The 19,711-nt window shown below is 55.3% G+C and carries 15 protein-coding genes; 14 read left to right on the top strand and 1 reads right to left on the bottom strand.

The window, feature by feature from the left end; genetic code table 11:
* The first annotated feature begins 1,805 nt into the window (after nucleotides 1–1,805).
* The 8 genes from H9X81_RS02310 to H9X81_RS02275 all read left to right on the top strand — a co-directional run bounded on the left by H9X81_RS02310 (nucleotide 1,806) and on the right by H9X81_RS02275 (nucleotide 11,413).
* The gene (locus H9X81_RS02310; RefSeq protein WP_204719497.1) at nucleotides 1,806–3,170 is read left to right on the top strand and encodes an APC family permease; all 1,365 of its coding nucleotides are present in this window, start codon (nucleotides 1,806–1,808) and stop codon (nucleotides 3,168–3,170) included.
* A gap of 205 nt (nucleotides 3,171–3,375) precedes the next feature.
* Nucleotides 3,376–4,869, top strand: coding sequence for an amino acid permease (locus tag H9X81_RS02305; protein WP_204719495.1), 1,494 nt, complete (start codon nucleotides 3,376–3,378; stop codon nucleotides 4,867–4,869).
* Between the two features lie 468 nt (nucleotides 4,870–5,337).
* The gene (locus H9X81_RS02300; RefSeq protein ID WP_191392334.1) at nucleotides 5,338–6,705 is read left to right on the top strand and encodes an APC family permease; all 1,368 of its coding nucleotides are present in this window, start codon (nucleotides 5,338–5,340) and stop codon (nucleotides 6,703–6,705) included.
* Between the two features lie 613 nt (nucleotides 6,706–7,318).
* Nucleotides 7,319–8,368 (top strand): phosphate/phosphite/phosphonate ABC transporter substrate-binding protein, encoded by a 1,050-nt coding sequence (locus tag H9X81_RS02295; RefSeq protein ID WP_204719493.1) that lies wholly within the window; start codon nucleotides 7,319–7,321, stop codon nucleotides 8,366–8,368.
* Nucleotides 8,369–8,546: 178 nt separating this feature from the next.
* Entirely contained in the window at nucleotides 8,547–9,299 is a 753-nt protein-coding gene (phnC, locus tag H9X81_RS02290) for a phosphonate ABC transporter ATP-binding protein (protein WP_177503810.1), read from the top strand.
* Between the two features lie 3 nt (nucleotides 9,300–9,302).
* Nucleotides 9,303–10,124, top strand: a complete 822-nt coding sequence (phnE, locus tag H9X81_RS02285; RefSeq protein WP_204719491.1) for a phosphonate ABC transporter, permease protein PhnE — start codon at nucleotides 9,303–9,305, stop codon at nucleotides 10,122–10,124.
* A gap of 15 nt (nucleotides 10,125–10,139) precedes the next feature.
* Nucleotides 10,140–10,949, top strand: a complete 810-nt coding sequence (gene phnE, locus H9X81_RS02280; protein WP_204719489.1) for a phosphonate ABC transporter, permease protein PhnE — start codon at nucleotides 10,140–10,142, stop codon at nucleotides 10,947–10,949.
* A 194-nt stretch (nucleotides 10,950–11,143) separates the two neighbouring features.
* Nucleotides 11,144–11,413 (top strand): permease of phosphate ABC transporter, encoded by a 270-nt coding sequence (locus tag H9X81_RS02275; RefSeq protein WP_204719487.1) that lies wholly within the window; start codon nucleotides 11,144–11,146, stop codon nucleotides 11,411–11,413.
* Between the two features lie 65 nt (nucleotides 11,414–11,478).
* Here the strand turns inward: H9X81_RS02275 and hflX are convergent, their stop codons facing one another.
* Nucleotides 11,479–12,720, bottom strand: a complete 1,242-nt coding sequence (gene hflX / locus H9X81_RS02270) for a GTPase HflX (RefSeq protein ID WP_204719529.1) — start codon at nucleotides 12,718–12,720, stop codon at nucleotides 11,479–11,481.
* A 522-nt stretch (nucleotides 12,721–13,242) separates the two neighbouring features.
* On the opposite strand from hflX, the gene lexA reads away from it, so the two are divergent.
* From lexA to H9X81_RS02240, 6 genes are all read left to right on the top strand, one after another.
* The gene (lexA, locus tag H9X81_RS02265) at nucleotides 13,243–13,839 is read left to right on the top strand and encodes a transcriptional repressor LexA (RefSeq protein WP_204719485.1); all 597 of its coding nucleotides are present in this window, start codon (nucleotides 13,243–13,245) and stop codon (nucleotides 13,837–13,839) included.
* 262 nt (nucleotides 13,840–14,101) lie between these two features.
* Nucleotides 14,102–15,922: a translational GTPase TypA gene (typA, locus tag H9X81_RS02260; protein ID WP_177502539.1), complete on the top strand. Its 1,821-nt coding sequence runs from the start codon at nucleotides 14,102–14,104 to the stop codon at nucleotides 15,920–15,922.
* A 33-nt stretch (nucleotides 15,923–15,955) separates the two neighbouring features.
* The gene (locus H9X81_RS02255; RefSeq protein ID WP_204719483.1) at nucleotides 15,956–16,492 is read left to right on the top strand and encodes a YcxB family protein; all 537 of its coding nucleotides are present in this window, start codon (nucleotides 15,956–15,958) and stop codon (nucleotides 16,490–16,492) included.
* A gap of 217 nt (nucleotides 16,493–16,709) precedes the next feature.
* Nucleotides 16,710–17,597: an AraC family transcriptional regulator gene (locus tag H9X81_RS02250; protein WP_191392935.1), complete on the top strand. Its 888-nt coding sequence runs from the start codon at nucleotides 16,710–16,712 to the stop codon at nucleotides 17,595–17,597.
* A 212-nt stretch (nucleotides 17,598–17,809) separates the two neighbouring features.
* On the top strand, nucleotides 17,810–18,715 hold the full coding sequence (locus tag H9X81_RS02245) for an MBL fold metallo-hydrolase (protein ID WP_204719481.1): 906 nt from the start codon (nucleotides 17,810–17,812) through the stop codon (nucleotides 18,713–18,715).
* 177 nt (nucleotides 18,716–18,892) lie between these two features.
* Nucleotides 18,893–19,654 (top strand): transporter substrate-binding domain-containing protein, encoded by a 762-nt coding sequence (locus H9X81_RS02240; protein ID WP_204719479.1) that lies wholly within the window; start codon nucleotides 18,893–18,895, stop codon nucleotides 19,652–19,654.
* Nucleotides 19,655–19,711: the final 57 nt, after the last annotated feature.

Raw genomic sequence — 19,711 nt, 5'->3', positions numbered from 1 at the left:
AATAGCTCAGTCGGTAGAGCATGCGACTGTTAATCGCAGGGTCGTTGGTTCGAGTCCAACTTGGGGAGCCATGCTAAGAAGCATCCGTTTTTCGGGTGCTTCTTTTTTGTTTTCTGACAACTGTGGGACTGCCCTGATCTAAAGCAGCGGAGTTTTCCACAGAGCTGTGTTGAAAGTAGGCTCCGGCGCCGGGTATGGAATGCTGCGGCACGGGGCTAAGGGGGTGCTGTGAAGCCTCTGAACAGGATTCCAATATTGTGTACGGCTTCCATCTTATACCTATTTATAATAGGGCGCAATTTGTCGACAAAACAGACCCTTGCTGCAGCACGTCACGCAGGCAGTGGAGAGTGCGGACAGATGACGACATGGAACGCTATCAGGATAAAGCCCTGGCACCCCTTCTCTGGCCCCTGCTGGCGCTGCACATACTTGCCTGTACTTACTCTGGGAATGCAGTGCCATCTATGCTGCCAGACAGGTATTAAGCAGAAGCGTGAATCTGCTTCCCTGGTTCGTGCGGTCAAGGGCGGGCCTCAGGGCAATCCGACACCAGGCTGACGAAGGGCACTGTCCTTGTCTGCAATGGTGCTGTGCAGCGTTCAGATGGGCAGGGAAGAAAGACAAAGGCTAATACCCGCCCATTGACCAGAGAGTACGCCACAGACGCCGCGGGTGGCCTTCCTGTACCGCTATGTCCATACTGCCGCTAAAGCGCTGCACAGACTCTGCGCCAGCTCCCCAGGAGCGCCTGGGCTTTCCTGGGGCTATCGGGATTGGGAAGGGGAATACGGTTTCAGATGGGCGTCACAGAGCTCCATGCAGTCCGCAGATATTTCGGAGCTCTCTGAAGGCGTTCCCGGTCCGTTCCCGACTGATGCCCATAGGAGGGGCACTGTGCCGGCTTTGTGCCCTTTGCGGGAGTGTAGCAGGATAGTCACCGCATGGCAGCGGCACGGACGATCCGGCGGCACTGGACGGCTCTCTGCTTAGGCGGCAACGGGGCAGGCGGGAGCCCACAGGGATATGCGATTGTTTCGCTGCCAGATCACAGATACCTTATTATAATAGGGCGGCACTGGGATTTCCTGAAACTGATCCCGTGGGAGTATGTCCGAGTGTGCGCCGGTGTGCTGTCGCCCGGGACTTCGCTGTATAACGGAACAGCCAGACCCGGGTTGATGCCATGCATGGGCGGTCGTCTGTTTTATGCGGACAGGCACTCGAGGCAGCCGGACCAGTTCATGGATGGTCTGTCAGTTCCAGGAAAGTGGACGGATCAGCAGGGATTTTTGCCTTCCATCGATTTATCAGACAAAAATGAATAGCAATTATTAGCTAAATTGACCCTATGCGCCTTTATTTGCAGTCTGTTAGCCTGATAAAGCAGTAGAAATGTAAAGTTAATGGATATAATTGCCTAAATATAGTTCTTTAACTTGTAGAGAATGGCAAAGTTTTTCAGAGATTCCCGACAAAGCATAGTTTGTACATGGAAATATCAGGCATATTATAGGTTAATTTGAACTAAAACTATCGTATAAATTTGATTATATTACTCAAATTCCAATTTGTCTTTTGTATGAGTTGCAATATTCCTATGAATAATTTTTGACTAAAGTAAATGAAAATTATTAAGCTATATTGCATAAGTAGACAAGAAATGATAAACTATAACCTGTCAGGCGATCTGATTTCTGCATGGTCACTTCGGAAGGGCCGGCTGGCGGGATTGCCTGCGTTCAGCCTGCAAAGCTGTTGTATATTCTGCTCCGCCGGGAGCACCTTTAGGAGGTCAAACTTTTATGTCTACTGAGAAACAGCAAACTTTCTCTTCTACCAAGGACCTCAAGCGTACCCTTGGTAAGAAGGAACTGATGGGCATTGCCATCGGCCAGATCATCGGTGCCGGTATCATGTCCATGATGGGCGTTGCGATCGCCATGACCGGTCGTTCGGCTAACCTGGCGTTCATGCTCTCCGCCGTGTTCACCATGTGCACATTCTTCCCGTCCATCTTCATCACCTCTTGCATCCGTATGAGAGGCGGTATGTACACCCAGTTCGCCATCTTCGCCGGCGACAAATGGGCCGGTTACTACTCGGTGGTCTACTTCATCACCAATATGTCTCTGGCTATGTACGCTCTGTCCTTCGCTGAGTATGCACTGGCTCTGCTGCCCACCGGCGGCAGCCAGAAGGTAATCGCTCTGATTGTTGGTACCCTGTTCTTCGTCCTGAACTACTTCGGCGTTGACCTGATGGCCAAGATCCAGAACCTGCTGGTTATCGTGCTGGTGATCTCGCTGACCATGTTCGCAGTATTCGGTCTGCCCCAGGTTGACCTGGCTACCTACTTCAGCAACGCTGACGGTATGTTCATGACCGGAGGCATCAGCGGCTTCCTGACCGCAGTTGCTTACCTGGGCTTCGCTACCGGCGGTGCTACCGTAATCCTTGGTGTATCTGCTGAGTGTAAGAACCCCACCAAGGATATTCCCTTCGTAATCATCGTTTCCACTGTAAGCGTTGCAATCTTGTACGGCCTGGTAGCTACCACCGCTTCTGGTGTACTGCCTGTTCCGGAGGTTGCCAACCAGCCTCTGACTCTGGTTGCCGCTGAGATCCTGCCCAAGCCCCTGTACATCTTCTTCATCGTGGGCGGTGCTATGTTCGCTCTGGCTACCACTCTGAACTCTCAGATCATGTCCTGCACCAAGCCTGTTATGCAGTCCTGTGAGGACGGCTGGTTCCCGCAGAGCCTGGCTTCTCTGTCCAAGTACAAGACCCCGTGGAAGATCCTGGTTATCTACTACTTCATTCTGGTTGTGCCGATCCTGGCTGACCTGAACATTGCTCAGATCTCCTCCATCGTACAGATTCTGGGCTACCTGAACAACCTGGTTCTGACCATCACAGCTATGAAGCTGCCCAAGATGTTCCCCGAAGCATGGGAGAAGAGCCAGTTCCATGTACCGACTCCTGTATTCAACACCCTGATGATCATCACCTGCGCAGCTCTGCTGGTTCAGGCATCCTTCATGCTCAAGTCGATGACTCTCCAGCTGATCATCTTCAACGTAGCTGTAATGGCAGCCGGCTTCATCTGGGCCTTCTACAGAACCGGTACTGGCAAGGCCAAGCCCACTGTATCCTACGAAATGGCATAACCCTGCCGGAACCCTTCCGATTTTTTGATACGACCATATCAGACCGCAAAGACCGGACAGTTTCAAGACTGTCCGGTCTTTTCTTATGCCATACAGACAGCAGTCGGGTCGGGGGAAAGACGCCGGCGGGAAAGTTTTCTTTCCGGGCTGCGGGGATACAGGGAATGGGAGTGGTAAATCAGGACAGAGCGCGCATATTCTGATAGTGAAACGAAGAAATGCCTGGGACCGGCTCTGCTGGAGAAGGAGGAAGCACGGCGGGAACGGACGGCTTTCGTTTTTTACTGTTTCACTGGGTATTTCCAACTATCTCAAACAGAATGGGGGCTTTTCCATGTCAACCGCAACCAAACAGACCTTCTCCTCGACCAAGGATCTGAACCGGACCCTGGGGAAAAAGGAACTGATGGGCATTGCAATCGGTCAGATCATCGGTGCGGGCGTCATGTCCATGATGGGCGTCGCCATCGCCATGACCGGTCGTTCGGCAAACCTGGCGTTCATGCTGTCTGCTGTATTTACCATGTGTACCTTCTTCCCATCCATCTTCATCACCTCCTGCATCCGTATGCGAGGCGGCGCCTATACACAGTTCGCCGTCTTTGCCGGTGATAAGTGGGCGGGTTATTCTTCGGTTGTATCGGTCATCGGCAATATGTCCCTGGCGATGTATGCCCTGTCCTTTGCCCAGTATGCTGTGGCTCTGCTGCCCTCCGGCGGCAGTGAGAAGATCATCGCTCTTTCGGTGGGCACCATCTTCTTTATCCTCAACTTCTTCGGCGTGGACCTGATGGCCAAGATCCAGAACCTGCTGGTGATCGTCCTGCTCATCTCGCTGACCATGTTCGCCGTATTCGGCCTGCCCAGCGTGGACTTCGGTACATACTTCAGCAATGCGGACGGACTGTTCCTGTCCAACGGCGTGACCGGCTTCCTGACCGCCACCGCTTACCTGGGCTTTGCCACCGGCGGCGCCACTGTAATCCTCGGCGTATCCGCGGAGTGCAAGAACCCCACCAAGGATATCCCCTTCGTGATCGTAACTTCCACCGTCGGTGTGGCTCTGCTGTATGGCCTGGTTGCCACCACTGCCTCCGGTGTCCTGCCCGTGGCGGAAGTAGCTAACCAGCCCCTGACCCTGGTTGCCGCGGAGATCCTGCCCAAGCCGCTGTACATCTTCTTCATCGTGGGCGGCGCCATGTTCGCTCTGGCTACCACCCTGAACTCCCAGATCATGTCGGCAACCAAGCCGATCATGCAGGCCTGTGAGGACGGCTGGTTCCCCAAGAGCCTGGCGGAACTCTCCCGGTACAAGACCCCCTGGAAGATCATGCTCATCTTCTATATCGTGCTGGTGGTTCCGATCCTGCTGGATCTGGAGATTGCGCAGATCTCGTCGCTGGTACAGATTCTGGGCTATATCAACAACCTGGTTCTGACCACCACCGCCATGAAGCTGCCCAAGATGTTCCCCGAAGCCTGGGAAAAGAGCCAGTTCCGGGTACCGATTCCGGTGTTCTATGCCCTGATGGTGATCACCTGCATCGCGATCCTGATCCAGGCGTCCTTCATGCTCAGCTCGATGAACATCAAACTGATCCTCTTCAACGCAGCCACCATGGCCTTCGGATTCTTCTGGGCATTCTACCGCTATGGCAGCGGGAAGGCAAAGCCCACTGTATCCTATGAAATGGCCTGATTCCCATACAGAGCGTTCCTCCTTCGTGCTGACAGCAGAATAACAGACCGCAGCAGCCGGACAGCTTGATGTTGTCCGGCTGTTTGCGTATAGCGCATAAAAGAACGGGGGATATTTGCGCGGATTGTACAAAGGCCGGTATAATCGTCCGTCGGGAGGACCGATTTGCAGGGAATGAAAAGGTAAGAAAAGCGGCATTCAGACAAAGTGAACATATCAGAGTTGATTTTAATGTGCAAACTGCAATATTTGTGATTTTGTTAACAATTTAATGCAGAAAATCGCTGAAACAGCAAGGTTGATTTTCACAAAAATCCAAAATGGCTTTTTAATCAAATGGCTGAAAAATTGAACAAAGTATTGCGGGATTTTGTTGCAGGTGTTATCATAAAAACGATCTGAAGCAGCTGCTGTGAATTGTCAGGGACGCCTGGCAGACATTCCAAAACAGACACGGAGGTTTCGCTTATGTCTACAGAGAAAAAAGCGCCCGTAGCTTCCTCGACCAAGGACCTTGCTCGTACCCTTGGTAAGAAGGAACTGATGGGTATCGCGATCGGCCAGATCATCGGCGCCGGTATCATGTCCATGATGGGCGTTGCTATCGCTATGACCGGTCGTTCGGCTAACCTGGCGTTCATGCTGTCCGCCGTATTCACCATGTGCACCTTCTTCCCGTCCATCTTCATCACCTCTTGTATCCGTATGAGAGGCGGTATGTACACTCAGATGGCGATCTTCGCCGGTGACAAGTGGGCTGGTTACTACTCGGTAGTATACTTCATCACCAACATGTCCCTGGCAATGTACGCTCTGTCCTTCGCTCAGTATGCAATCGCTCTGCTTCCTTCGGGCGGCAGTGAAAAGATGATCGCTCTGATCGTTGGTACAGCATTCTTCGTTCTGAACTACTTCGGCGTTGACCTGATGGCCAAGATCCAGAACCTGCTGGTTGTTGTACTGGTTCTCTCGCTGTCCATGTTCGCCGTATTCGGCCTGCCTCATGTTGACCTGGTCAACTACTTCAGCAATGCTGATGGCCTGTTCCTGACCGATGGTATCGGCGGCTTCCTGACTGCTACCGCTTACCTGGGCTTCGCTACCGGCGGTGCTACCGTAATTCTCGGTGTATCCGCTGAGTGTAAGAACCCCACCAAGGATATCCCCTTCGTAATCATCGTTTCCACTGTAAGCGTTGCAATCCTGTACGGCCTGGTAGCTACCGCTGCTGCCGGCGTTCTGCCCGTAGCTGAAGTTGCCAACCAGCCCCTGACTCTGGTTGCTAACCAGATCCTGCCCCAGCCCCTGTATGTTCTCTTCATCGTGGGCGGTGCTATGTTCGCTCTGGCTACCACTCTGAACTCTCAGATCATGTCCTGCACAAAGCCTGTCATGCAGTCCTGTGAGGACGGCTGGTTCCCGCAGAGCCTGGCTTCTCTGTCCAAGTTCAAGACTCCGTGGAAGATCCTGGTTATCTACTATGTAATTCTGGTAGTGCCGATCCTGCTGGATCTCCAGATTTCTCAGATCTCCTCGATCGTGCAGATTCTGGGTTACATCAACAACCTGATCTTCACCATCACCGCCATGAAGCTTCCCAAGATGTTCCCCGAGGCCTGGGAGAAGAGCCAGTACAAGGTTCCCACTCCTGTCTTCAACACCCTGATGATCATCACCTGCATCGCCATCCTGATCCAGGCATCCTTCATGATCAAGTCGATGACTCCTCAGCTGATCATCTTCAACGTAGCAGTAATGGCTGTTGGCTTCATCTGGGCCTTCTACAGAACTGGCAGCGGCAAGGCCAAGCCCACCGTATCTTACGAAATGGCTTAACCTGCACTTCCTTTCTGGAAAATCAGAAAACAAAGGACCGGTTTATCCGGTCCTTTTTGTTTTTGCAGGATAGGATTTGTACAGATGCAAAAATAAACCGGAATCGGGAATGGGCGAAGCTGCATAAAACCAGCGGAGAGCGAATGTGTAATCTGCCCGGATTCCCTAAAATGGGAGAGAACGGGCGAAAACCGCAGTTCCCGGGAGCCGGATACCAAAGCATAGTGCATAAAATTACAGGCCGGGTCTGTGGCGTTCCTCCAAAAGCGATGCAGGTTTCTTGCAGAGAAAGGTGCAGAATGCTATAATAATTATAGGCCAGATGCCTGCCCGGACCGGCCGGGCCAACTGAATCAGGTTTGTGTATCCTTAATATACAAACAGCTTTGCAGAAAAGACAGGGACTGAAAAGTCCCTGTCTTTTTATATCCGGGGGAGTTAAATTTATGTAAAACCACCGGTAGATTCCTGGCTGCCATATTGAAAAAAGTGATACAAGTGTATATAATGTTCTTTGTGGAAGGCGGCAGATCCGGCATAAATACGGACTTCTTCTGCCGGTTCCAGCCGGGCGGGCCCGGTAAAAATGGAAAAGGAAATTTGGAGGAAAGTTATGAAAAAGATTCTTTCAGTGCTGATGGCAGCGGCTCTGTGCGCTTCCATGGCAGCCTGCTCCAGCAGCGACAACAGCTCGTCGGTTGCTGAGAGCGGCAATATCCAGATCGATACCCTGCGAGTTGCGTTTGTTCCCTCCCGGGAACCCGATGAGATCATCACTGCTACCGAGCCCCTCAAGGAGATGCTCAAGACCGAGCTGGCAAAGGAAGGCTACGATGTAGGCAATGTGGAGATCACAGTTGGTACCAGCTATGAAGCCGTAGGCGAGAGCCTTTCTGCCGGTACAGCCGATGTAGGTCTGATCCCCGGCGGTACCTATGTACTGTATGACGATGGCGCCGAAGTAATCCTGACTGCCACCCGTGACGGTCTGAGCATTGATTCGGACAGCGCCAAGGACTGGAACGACAACAAGCCCACCGAAGCTACCACCGATCAGGCTGTATCCTATCGTGCCCTGATTATTGCTGGTCCTTCTGAGAAGGGTCAGGAGCTGGGTGCCAAGGTCAATGCCGGTGAGGAACTGACCTGGGACGATCTGAACAGCGCCAAGTGGAGCGTAATGTCTCCCTCTTCGCCGGCTGGTTACATCTATCCGGCTCTGTGGCTCCAGGAGAACTATGGCAAGGGCATTACTGACCTGGCCTATGCAGTTCCCTCGGATTCCTACGGCAGCGCTATGGCCCGTCTGGCTTCGGGTCAGGTGGATGTGCTGGTATCCTATGCCGATGTCCGCCGTGACTATGCCGACCAGTGGCAGAGCGAGTACGGCCGTACCGCTTCCATCTGGGACGAAACCAATGTCATTGGTGTAACCCCTGCCATTTACAACGATACTGTCAGCGTGAGCAAGACCTCTGAGATCATGACCGATGAGTTCAAGACCGCTCTGCAGAATGCCTTCATCAACATCGGCAACACCGAAGAAGGCAAGGAAGTTATCGCAATTTACAGCCATCAGGGCTACCAGGTTGCCAAGTCTGAGGACTATGACAACGAGCGTGCAGCTCAGCAGCTCATTCAGGAAATGACTGCGGCTCAGTAAAAAATGGCATCCAAAAGAAACCGATCTGCCCGCCTGGATCGAAGTATTTCGTAAAAAAACGGGGAACGGGAATGGATCGTTCCCCTGTTTTTGTAAAGGGGAGGCGAGGGTCCGTACAGGAACTTCCCCCTTACAAAAACAGCAGACAGAACCATCAAGGAAGTTAAGAGGTTTCACGATGATAGTATTCGACCATGTCAGCAAGACCTATCCCAATGGGTATCAGGCGCTCAAGGACATCAATCTCACCATTGAACAGGGGGAGTTTGTAGCCATTATTGGTCTGTCCGGCGCCGGTAAATCCACCCTGATCCGTACCATCAACCGGATGCATGACATCACCGACGGCACCTTGACCGTAGACGGTGTCAATGTCATGGAACTCAAGGGAGCCCGGCTGCGTCAGTTCCGCCGGAATATCGGTATGATCTTCCAGTCCTTCAATCTGGTGACCCGTACCACCGTCATCAAGAATGTCCTCACCTCCCGGGTACCGGAGTTGCCGTTCTGGCGGGCTCTGCTGGGAGCTTACCCCAAGAAGGACAAGCTGGAGGCCCTGGAAGCCCTGGATAAGGTGGGTATTCTGGATAAGGCCTTTGTCCGGGCGGATCAGCTCTCGGGCGGACAGCAGCAGCGTGTTGCCCTGGCCCGTACCCTGGCGCAGAACCCCAAGATCATTCTGGCAGATGAACCGGTGGCCTCGCTGGACCCGGTCACTGCCAAGCAGGTAATGGACGACTTCCGGCGCATCAACCGGGAGATGAATATCTCGGTGCTCATCAATATCCACCATGTGGATCTGGCGCTGCAGTATGCCGACCGTGTCATCGGCATCAAGGCCGGTGAAGTGGTCTATGACGGTCCGGCTTCCGAAGTCAATGAAGCGGTACTGGCTGAGGTATACGGCGGTCAGTTCGAAGCGGGGGTGTGATGTATGTCCCTTTACGATAAGATCTTCCTGCCCAGGACCATCACCCTGGAAAACGGCAAGACAGTACAGCAGCCCGTTTCCCGGATGCCGCTGATTATTGTGCTGGTGCTGATCTGCTGCGCGGTGTCGGTCAAGGTCACCGGCTTCAACTTCGCTACCCTTGCCAAGCGCGGCGAACAGTTCTTTGTCATTCTCGGCGATATGTTCCCGCCCAACTGGAAGTATTCCTCCCAGGTCTGGGGCCCGCTCTTTGATACCATCAAGATGTCGCTGCTCGGCTCCTTTATCGGTACGGTGGCTGCCATTCCCTTTGCGGTGCTGGCCTCCACCAACATCATCAGGAGCCGTGTGGTCGTTTCCCTGTCCCGGCTGCTCTTCAGCCTGGTGCGTACCCTGCCCACCCTGGTTGTGGCACTCATTGCCACCTATGTCTTTGGCCTGGGCACCCTGGCTGGTACCACTGCCATTGCCGTGTTCACCTTCGCCTATATGGGCAAGATCCTCTATGAGGAGATCGAAACGGTGGATATGGGCGCCTTTGAAGCCGCTGAAGCCATGGGCGCTTCCAAGCCCCGTGCCTTTGTGTGTGCCATTGTGCCCCAGGTGCTGCCGTCCTATATCTCCAATACCCTCTTCTGCTTTGAGGGCAATGTGCGCTACGCCTCCATTCTGGGTTATGTGGGCGCCGGCGGTCTGGGCCTGGTGCTCAACGAGCGCCTGGGCTGGCGGGATTACAGCGGCGCCGGTATGATCCTCATCATGCTGTTTGTCACTGTATTCATCATCGAAACCATCAGCCGGTACTTCCGCCGGAAACTGGTCTGAGGGAGGTGCCGCATCATGGAAAATAAAATCCTTTCCGCCTATGAGAACCGTCCCCGGACCCTCTGGAGCCGTCTGGCCCTGGGCGCTGTACTGGTGGCACTGATGGCCTGGTCCGCCACTGCCGCCGTGGATTATACCGGCGCGTCGGGCGGCGGTCAGATTGCCGCGAGCATCATCTCGGGCATTCTGCACCCGGATCTCAGCCTGCTCTTCAATTTCACCACCGAGGGCGTGCCCTATCTCATGCTGGAGACCATCTGTATCGCCTTCCTGGGTACTGTGGTGGGCGCTGTGCTGGCGATCCCGCTCTCGTTCCTCACCGCATCCAACCTGGTGCCCAAGCCCATCGCCTTTGCGGGACGCATGGCAATCATGGCCATCCGTACTGTGCCGTCGCTGGTCTATGGCCTGATGTTTGTCCGGGTCACCGGTATGGGTGCCTTTCCCGGTCTGATGACCATGGCGCTCTCCTCCATCGGCATGGTGTCCAAGATGTATATCGAGGCCATTGAGGACCTGGATGTCAAGATCCTCGAATCGCTGGACGCCGCAGGCTGTACCACCTTCCAGAAGATCCGGTACGGCATTCTGCCCCAGCTCATTCCCAATTTTGCATCCACTGCCATCTACCGCTTTGACATCAACCTCCGGGATGCCACTGTCCTGGGTCTGGTGGGTGCAGGCGGCTATGGCGCGCCGCTGATCTTTGCCATGAACGCCTACCGCTGGAACGAAGCCGGCGCGATCCTGGCGGGGCTGATCGTGCTGGTGCTGGTGGTGGAATACGGTTCCACCAAGATCCGTGTCAAGCTGGCACGGGGCTGATCCCTTGTATTCTGAAAATCTCCGGTCCGGCAGCTGTCCGGCCGGGGATTTTTTGCATAGCGGGGACCGGAGCCGCCCATACTGGAAAGACCGCTTTGTTTTTTACGGTTCTTTGAATTTTCGTCCCAGATGCTTGATGAAATTTGTGGGATATGGTAGGATTAAAACAGGATATGATGAAAGGGGACACCACTATGAGAAAATTGTTTGAATGCGCTGACCGCTATGCCGCAAACAGCCGTTGGCAGGATTTCGCCCTGCTGAAAATCTGTGTATTCAGCATGGGACTGCTGGTGGGCATGACTGTCCCCGCCGGTCGGAAAAAAGCCCCGGCTCTGCTGGCACTGCTGGCCTTTGTGACAACCTATATCCCGCTGCTGCTGGGCTTTCTGCCCTATCTCACCGATATGATTCCTTCCGGACGCAGCCAGCGCCGCATCAACAAGGTGATCCTGCCGGAATAAAACGGAATACCGCAATAAAAAAGGCGTATGGAATCGTTCCATACGCCTTTTCTGTATCCATGGGGTCAGGAGATCTGATAGGGGGCCACCTTGTGCAGCACCCGGATATGCACCAGGGCATCTGCCAGAATGCCATCGGGGGTGTACTCCTCCGAAAAGACCTTGCCCTCCTGCCGGATCTCTGCCAGCAGCCCGGCAGCGGTGTAGGGCAGGAGCAGTTTCAGCCGCTTCTGGGAGGGCTCCAGCGCCGCCATGATCGCCGAGAGCAGCTCCTCAAAGCCGGTCTTTTCCCGGGCCGAGATGAGCACGGTGTCCTTGCGGTCCAGGGGACGCAGCCCCGGCACCAGGTCGCACTTGTTGAGCACCTTGATCATCGGGGTGTCGGCGGCGCCCAGCTCTGCCAGCAGGCTGGTGGTGACTTCGATCTGCTCGTCCATCTCAGGGCTGGAGGCATCGCAGACACAGAGCAGCACATCGGCAGAGGCTGCCTCCTCCAGGGTGGATTTGAAGGCCTCCACCAGGTTGTGGGGGAGCCGCCGCACCAGGCCGACGGTGTCGATGAGCATCACCGAGCGCCCGTCCGGGAGCAGCAGAGCCCGGGCTGTGGGGTCGAGGGTGGCAAAGAGCTTGTTTTCCGCCAGCACACCGGCATCGGTGAGGGCGTTGAGCAGGGTGGACTTGCCCACATTGGTGTAGCCCACAATGGCGGCAGTGATGATGCCGTCCTTTTTGCGGCGGGAGCGCATCTGTTCCCGGCGGCGGGTGAGATCCCGCAGTTCCTCCTCCAGCTTCTGGATGCGGGAGCGGATGTGCCGGCGGTCGGTTTCCAGTTTGGTTTCACCGGGGCCCCGGGTGCCGATGCCGCCGCCCAGCCGGGAGAGGTTCTCACTGCTGCCCGCCAGTCGGGGCAGACGGTAGCGCAGCTGGGCCAGCTCCACCTGGAGCCGTCCTTCGCTGCTCCGGGCCCGGGCCGCAAAGATGTCCAGGATCAGCATGGTGCGGTCCACCACCGCCACGCCGGTGACATCGCCGATGTTCCGGGTCTGGCTGCCGGTGAGTTCGCAGTCAAAGATGAGCATGTCCGCCTCCAGCCGTTCCAGATCCTCGGTGAGTTCCCGGAGCCGTCCCGAGCCCACCACCGTGGCGGAATCGGGGGCGGGACGCTTCTGAATGGAGGTGGCAGCCACCTCCACCCCGGCGGTGCGGGCCAGTTCCTCCAGCTCCAGCAGGGAGGTTTCAGCGTCATATTCGCCGGTGTCCACCGCCACCAGAATGGCACGGGGGAGTTTTTCGGTATTGTCGTACATCATAGTCAGTATCCTCCTTGATGGAGCGGTAATTTTTAGAAAAACAGGGCTGCCGGTTCTTCCCATAGCGGGCAGGCAGCCGGTACAGTCTTAGTATGCCGCCGGAACCGGGCTTTTTTCCCGGAAAGGCAGCGCCTGGCAAGGCTATTATAGCATATCCGGGGCGGGTTTTGAACAGGACGCAAAAAACGGCTCCCGGGGAAGGAAGCCGTTTTTTGCTGTTTGTGGTGTATTGTAATTGAGGAGGGTTTGACGATACCCGCCGGCCTGGATCGGCTTGCCGGTTTGCTGCTGCGGCCCGCCGTCTTTCTGACAGCCGATGGTGTTGCGGTCACCTTTTCGGGTACAGCTATATTATACCCAAATCCCTTTCGGGTGTTGTGAATAGTCTTGACGGAATTTTTGAAATTTGTTTGAAGTCAGAAATTCCCGGAAATCAGGATCGAAAACGAACTTTTGTTTGCAATTTTCCGGGGGTTCTGGTATACTGAAATGGATAACAGCCGGATGGAGGGAAACGGTATGAAGGAATTTACACAGAAGCATCAGCGGGTGCTGGATTATATCCGCCGGTGTGTGGACGATGGTGTTCCGCCCACAGTCCGGGAGATCTGCGATTCCCTGGGCATCAAGTCCACCTCCACCGGGCACAAGTACCTCCGGGAGCTGGAGGAGATGGGCTATATCACCATGGGAGGCAACCGCAACCGGTGCATCCGCCTGGTGGGACGGCAGGAGGAAAAGGCGGTCCAGGTGCCGCTGCTGGGTACTGTCGCCGCCGGTATGCCCATTCTGGCGGTGGAATCGCTGGAGGGGTATGTGCCCTTTGCGGTGGGACGGTATGACCCTTCGGAGCTGTTTGCGCTGCGGGTCAAGGGCGAGAGTATGATCGAAGCCGGCATTCTGGATGGGGACATCATCATTGCCCGGCGCACTCCGGTGGCGGAAAACGGACAGATTGTCGTTGCCATTGTAGGGGACGAGGCCACGGTCAAGACCTTCTACAAGGAGAAGGGACATTTCCGTCTGCAGCCGGAAAACAGCACCATGGAACCCATCATTGTCACCGAGGCGGCGATCCTCGGCAAGGTGATCTCGGTGGTGCGCAACTACGAATAGCTTTTTCGGTAAAACGCCCTGGTTTCCGCCGGGGCGTTTGTTTTGTGGGAAAGGGCCGCAAACTGGCTGACAGAGCGGGTTTGGAGCCGATGCAACTATGCAAAATGCGCAAAAATCCCCGCCCTGGAAATCCCCCGGCATGGCGAAATCCAAGAAATTTTTCCAAAAGGCGGCACAGACACTACCGCAGGCGGCAAAAAAGGGATATAATAGTTCGGTATGGAAAAACCGAGTCGTTTTAGAATAGAAGGAGACGCTTAGTTTGGTTAGAAATGATTTGAGAAATATCGCTATCATCGCCCACGTTGACCATGGCAAGACTACTCTGGTAGACCAGATGCTCAAGCAGGGCGGTGTATTCCGTGCCAATCAGGCCGTTGAGGACCGTGTCATGGACAGCGGCGCTCTGGAACGGGAACGCGGCATTACAATTCTGGCAAAGAACACTTCCGCTCATTACAATGGCGTGAAGATCAATATCATCGACACCCCCGGACATGCTGATTTCGGCGGTGAGGTAGAGCGTGTGCTCAAGATGGTAAACGGTGTCGTTCTGCTGGTGGACGCTGCTGAAGGCCCCATGCCCCAGACCCGTTTTGTACTGTCCAAGGCACTGGAACTGGGCCACAAGGTCATTGTGGTGGTCAACAAGGTAGACCGTCCCGATGCCCGTCCCTATGAAGTAGTGGATGAGTGCCTGGAACTGCTGCTCGACCTGGATGCCAGCGAGGAACAGCTGGACAGCCCCATTATCTTCTGCTCGGGCCGTACCGGTCAGGCAGGTCTTTCTCCCGATCAGCTGGGTGAGGATCTCACCGTGCTGTTCGAGAAGATCCTCGATCAGATCCCCGCTCCCGAAGGCGATGCGGAAGGCCCCACCCAGCTGCTGGTGTCCTCCATCGACTACAATGAGTATGTGGGCCGTATTGCCATCGGCCGTGTGGAGCGCGGCTCCATCAAGATGGGTCAGGACGTGGTGATCTGTGAGTACCATGGTTCCCATGAGCCCTACCGCGGCAAGGTAGTCAACCTCTACCAGATCGAGGGCCTCAACCGTGTGGCCTGCGACGAGGCCAAGGTGGGTGACATTGTTACCCTGTCCGGTATCGAGAACATCACCATCGGTGATACCCTCTGCGATCCCAATGCCGTAGAGCCCCTGCCCTTCGTCAAGATTTCCGAGCCCACCGTGGAAATGACCTTCTCGGTCAACAACAGCCCCTTCGCCGGTCGGGAAGGCAAGTTTGTCACCTCCCGTCACCTGCGTGACCGTCTGCAGCGGGAACTGCTCAAGGATGTATCCCTGCGTGTATCTGACGGCGAGAGCAGCGAGAGCTTCCTGGTAGCGGGCCGTGGTGAGATGCATCTGTCCATCCTCATTGAAACCATGCGCCGGGAAGGCTATGAGTTCCAGGTATCCATGCCCCATGTCCTGTTCCACACCGGGGAAAACGGCGAAAAGCTGGAGCCTATGGAGCGTGTGCTCATCGATGTGCCTGAGGACTGCGTTGGTTCCGTAATGGAGAAGCTGGGCGCCCGCAAGGGTGAACTGGTGCACATGGCACCGTCCGGCAGCCGGATGCGCATTGAGTTCATCATTCCGTCCCGTGGTCTGTTCGGCTACCGCAGCGAGTTCCTCACCGATACCAAGGGTGAGGGTATCCTCAACACCATCTTCGACAGCTATCAGCCCTACAAGGGTGATATTCCCACCCGTCATGTGGGTTCGCTCATCGCCTTTGAAACCGGTGAGTCGGTTACCTATGGCCTCTACAATGCCCAGGAGCGCGGTATGCTCTTCATCGGGCCCGGTGTTCCGGTCTACGAGGGCATGGTTGTGGGTTATTCTCCCAAGGGTGAGGATATGGCAGTCAATGTCTGCAAGAAGAAGCATGTTTCCAATATGCGTGCGTCCGGTTCGGATGACGCCCTGCGTCTGACTCCCTACAAGCGTATGAGCCTGGAGGAGTGCATGGAGTTCATCGGCGAGGACGAGCTGCTGGAAGTAACTCCCGAGAACCTGCGCATCCGTAAGCGCATCCTCTCCAACTCCCAGCGTATGAAGGCAATCAACAAGAAGTAAGCTGTCCCAAATCCACCAAGGAGGAACCTGCCCATGCGTGAGATCGAGATCCAGGCCACCATATCCAGATCCCTGTACCGGGAGATGGTCTATTTCCAGATGTTCCGGAGAAAGCGTACTACGCTGCCCTTTGGAATTGTGGCTTATCTGCTGGCGGCAGGTACCGTCATTGCCAAGCTGACCGGTTATTATACCGTGGACAGCTATGCGTTCGGAATGTTTACCTTCTATGCCTGTGTGATCTATCTGTTCTTCCCGCCGGTCCTGATCGGACTGCTGGAATATCAGATCCACCGGATGTCCACCGGCGACAAGACAGTGGTAGGCCAGTCCCACCGCATCGTATTCAATGAAAACGGTGTCGCGTCCTATGTGGGCAAGGCGGCGGGCAAATTCACCTGGAAACAGGTGCTGGAAGCCTATGAGCTGAAAAATGCCTTCCTGTTCTATATCAGCCAGAGCCAGGCCCTTGCCCTGGCCAAGAGCGATGCCACTCCCGAGGAGCAGCAGGCCATCCGGGAACTGGCACAGGAAAAGCTGGGCAAACGGTTCATCATCAAGGCCCGCTGAGATCCAGAAGATATGCAAATAAAGCCTCCGGCAGTTGCCGGGGGCTTTTTTGTTCTGGAAATATCCGGAGATTCATTCATAAAATCAGTGCGATATGAGGCATAATTTACACAATTTATATAAAAAAACAGAAAATTAAGCTCAAAAATTGTCATAAAACCTTGAAGCCTGCCGAAAGATACGATATAATAAAAATAACGATGCGGAGGCGATGAATATGACACTGAAACGAGTAGGAGATCGTCCGATCCAATACCAGGCCGATACCCACAGCAATTTGCTCGACCAGGCAGTGTTCACTGTGCGCAGCGTCAACGAAGCCGTCTGGGATGGCGCCAATCAGCCGGTTACAGCAGTGCTCAGCAACTATGAGCTGCTCTTCCTGCTGGAGGGCGAAGCTGCCTTTACCCAGAAGGATTATCATTCCGACGCGCGGACCGGTGATGTAGTACTGCTCTCCCCGTTTACACCGTATACCGTCTGTCCGGTGGAGGGGCAGCCGCTGCGCTGTCTGTCGATCCACTTCCTGCTGTCACCCAGCTATATGGAACGGGTCTTTGACGGTATGTTCCACAGCAAGTCCGGGCTGGCTGTGAAGCCCTCGGACCCCAATGCCATCCATACGCTCATGCAGATGCTCCTGGAGAGCTGGAACGCGGGCTCCGGCAATGCACCGGCTCTGGCCCGGGCAGTGCTGTATGCCGTGCTGCCCCAGATGGCAGATGAATCCTTTGATCCCAAGGCGGAACCCTATGCCTATACCCGGTCCCAGGCAGACCTGATCGACCGGGCAGTGCGTCTGGCAGCGGAAGGACTGGCAGGTCCGGTGCGCATCCAGAGCCTGGTTCGGCATCTGGGCGTGAGTGAAAGCCGCCTCAACAAGACCTTCAATGATGTACTGGGAATCCCGCCCAGCCGGTACTTTATGAATATGAAGATGCGCCGGGTGGAAGAGATGGTGGCCTTCACCGATATGACCATGGAGGAGATCTCCTCCGGCATGGGTTTCTCGTCGGCGTTCCATCTGTCCCGGGCGTATAAAGATACCTTCGGTGTATCGCCGTCCCAGTTCCGCAAGCAGTTCCGCATGGGCTTTGTGAAGTAGCCCGGTTTCACTGCAAATTTATGCAGCCGATATGCAGATATACTGTATATCGGCTGTTTTTATGCACTCTTTGGGCAAACTGCGGGGAAACAGGGGGATATTCCCAGGGGATTTTGTGGATTTCCCGCCGGGAAAGCGGGGGAATAGGGGTTGACAATCCTCGGGAAGGATTGTATAATTATACATAAATTTGCGGAAAGGAAGTGGCACTCATGCAGGAAACAGCCGTACAGAAGCCGGACAGCGCCATGCAGCCGGAACACTGGTACGATGCCCTGCCCCGTCCGGCGTATGCGTCGCTGGAACGGGTCCCGGTGACAGAGGACTGGTTTGAGGTCTACCGGATTCAGCCGGATCTGTATGCCATCTATGAGCCCGGGCATTTCCAGGAGGTCATCTCCTATCTCATCACCGGCAGTGAAAAGGCCCTGCTGGTGGATACCGGACTCGGCATGGGGAATATCCGCAAGGTGGTGGAGGAGCTCACCAGCCTGTCGGTCATTGTGATGAATACCCATACCCACTTCGATCACATCGGCGGCAATGCCCTGTTTGATACAGTCTATGCCCCCGATCATCCCGAGGCACGACGACGGCTTTCCGCTGGAGCCACTGCCGCGGAGCTGGCAGCGGAGGTCACCGAGGGCTCCAATGCCCGACCCTGGCCCGAGGGCTTTGACCCGGCCCATTACACCATTGCCCCCTGTGCCTTTACTCCGGCGCCGGAAGGAACGGTCTTTGACCTGGGCGGCTGGAAGCTGCGGGTCATCGACACCCCCGGACATTCCCCGGACAGCATCATGCTGGCAGAGGACGACCGGAAGCTGCTCTTCACCGGAGATACCTTCTATCCGGCGGCGCTCTATGTGGCGCTGGCATCGGACCGTCCGGTCCCGGAGCTGCTGAAGATCTACCAGGGGACCATGGCACTGCTTGCCAAGGAGTTTTCCGGATACACCCTGATCTGTTCCCATAATGAACCGGTACGGGGCGGCGAGATGCTGGGAAAAACCGCCGATGCCCTGGCGGAGATCCTGGCAGGCAAGGAGCCGGATGAGATCGGCAGCGCCGGTCTGCGACGATATGAGTTTGATGGTTTTGCTGTAATTACACGATAGAGAATTCTGACTGAAATTTAGATTGAGGAGTGTTTTTGATATGCTGAAGAAGATTGCCGCGGCACTGCTGGCTGCTATGATGGCACTGTCCCTGACCGCCTGTTCCGGCGGTGATGAAAAGCAGAGAGCTACACCGGCAAGGCATACGAGTCGGAGATCCTCACCCCCGGTGAGATCGTGGTAGGCGTATCCGCTGACTATCCGCCCTATGAGAGCCTGAACCCCTCCACCGGCGAGCTGGAAGGCTTTGATATTGACATGACCGAGACTCTGGCTACCTACATGGGCGCCGAGGGCAAGGAGGTCAAGGTGGTACGGAAGCAGATGGAATTCTCCACCATCATCACAGCCCTGCAGTCGGGTCAGATCGACCTGGGTGTTGCGGCCTTCACCTATGACCCCGAGCGGGAATGCCTGTTCAGTGACCCCTATCTGGAGTCCAAGCAGGTGGTCGTTCTGCCGGCTGGTTCCACCATCACCTCCTTTGATGAGTTCGATGGCCTGACTGTCGGCGCTGGCCTGGGTACCACCGGTGAGGCAGCTGCCAAGGAGCAGCTTACCGGCGCCAAGGTGACCAACCCCGGTGATTACACCGTTATGTTCGAAGCCCTCAAGAACGGCGCTCTGGACGCTGTGGTCTGCGATGGCATCGTAGCGCAGAACTATGCCGACACCTATGGCTTTGTCATCATGGAAGAGCCGCTGGTGCTGGAGGAGAACTCGGTGATCGTTGCCACCGGCAATGAGGAACTGCTGGCTGAAGTCAACAATGCCATTGCTCAGTTCAAGGCATCGGAGGCCTATGTGGATCTGCAGGTGAAGTGGGGTCTGACCGCCGCGGAGACCGGGACCACCGAAACCGAAGGCACTGAGGAATCCTCGGAAGCCGAGGGCACTGAATCCACTCCTGAGGAGAGCAGTTCTTCGGAAGCTGCCTAAAAAATCAGCCTGAATCGCTTTGAAAAACAGCCTTGCATCCCAGTTCTGGGGTGCAAA

The sequence above is a fragment of the Hydrogenoanaerobacterium saccharovorans genome, assembly GCF_016901815.1.
In the GTDB taxonomy this organism is placed as follows: Bacteria; Bacillota; Clostridia; order Oscillospirales; family Ruminococcaceae; genus Avimicrobium; species Avimicrobium caecorum.
Note: the sequence above shows the minus strand (reverse complement) of the source record. Positions and strands in the feature narration are given on the sequence as shown.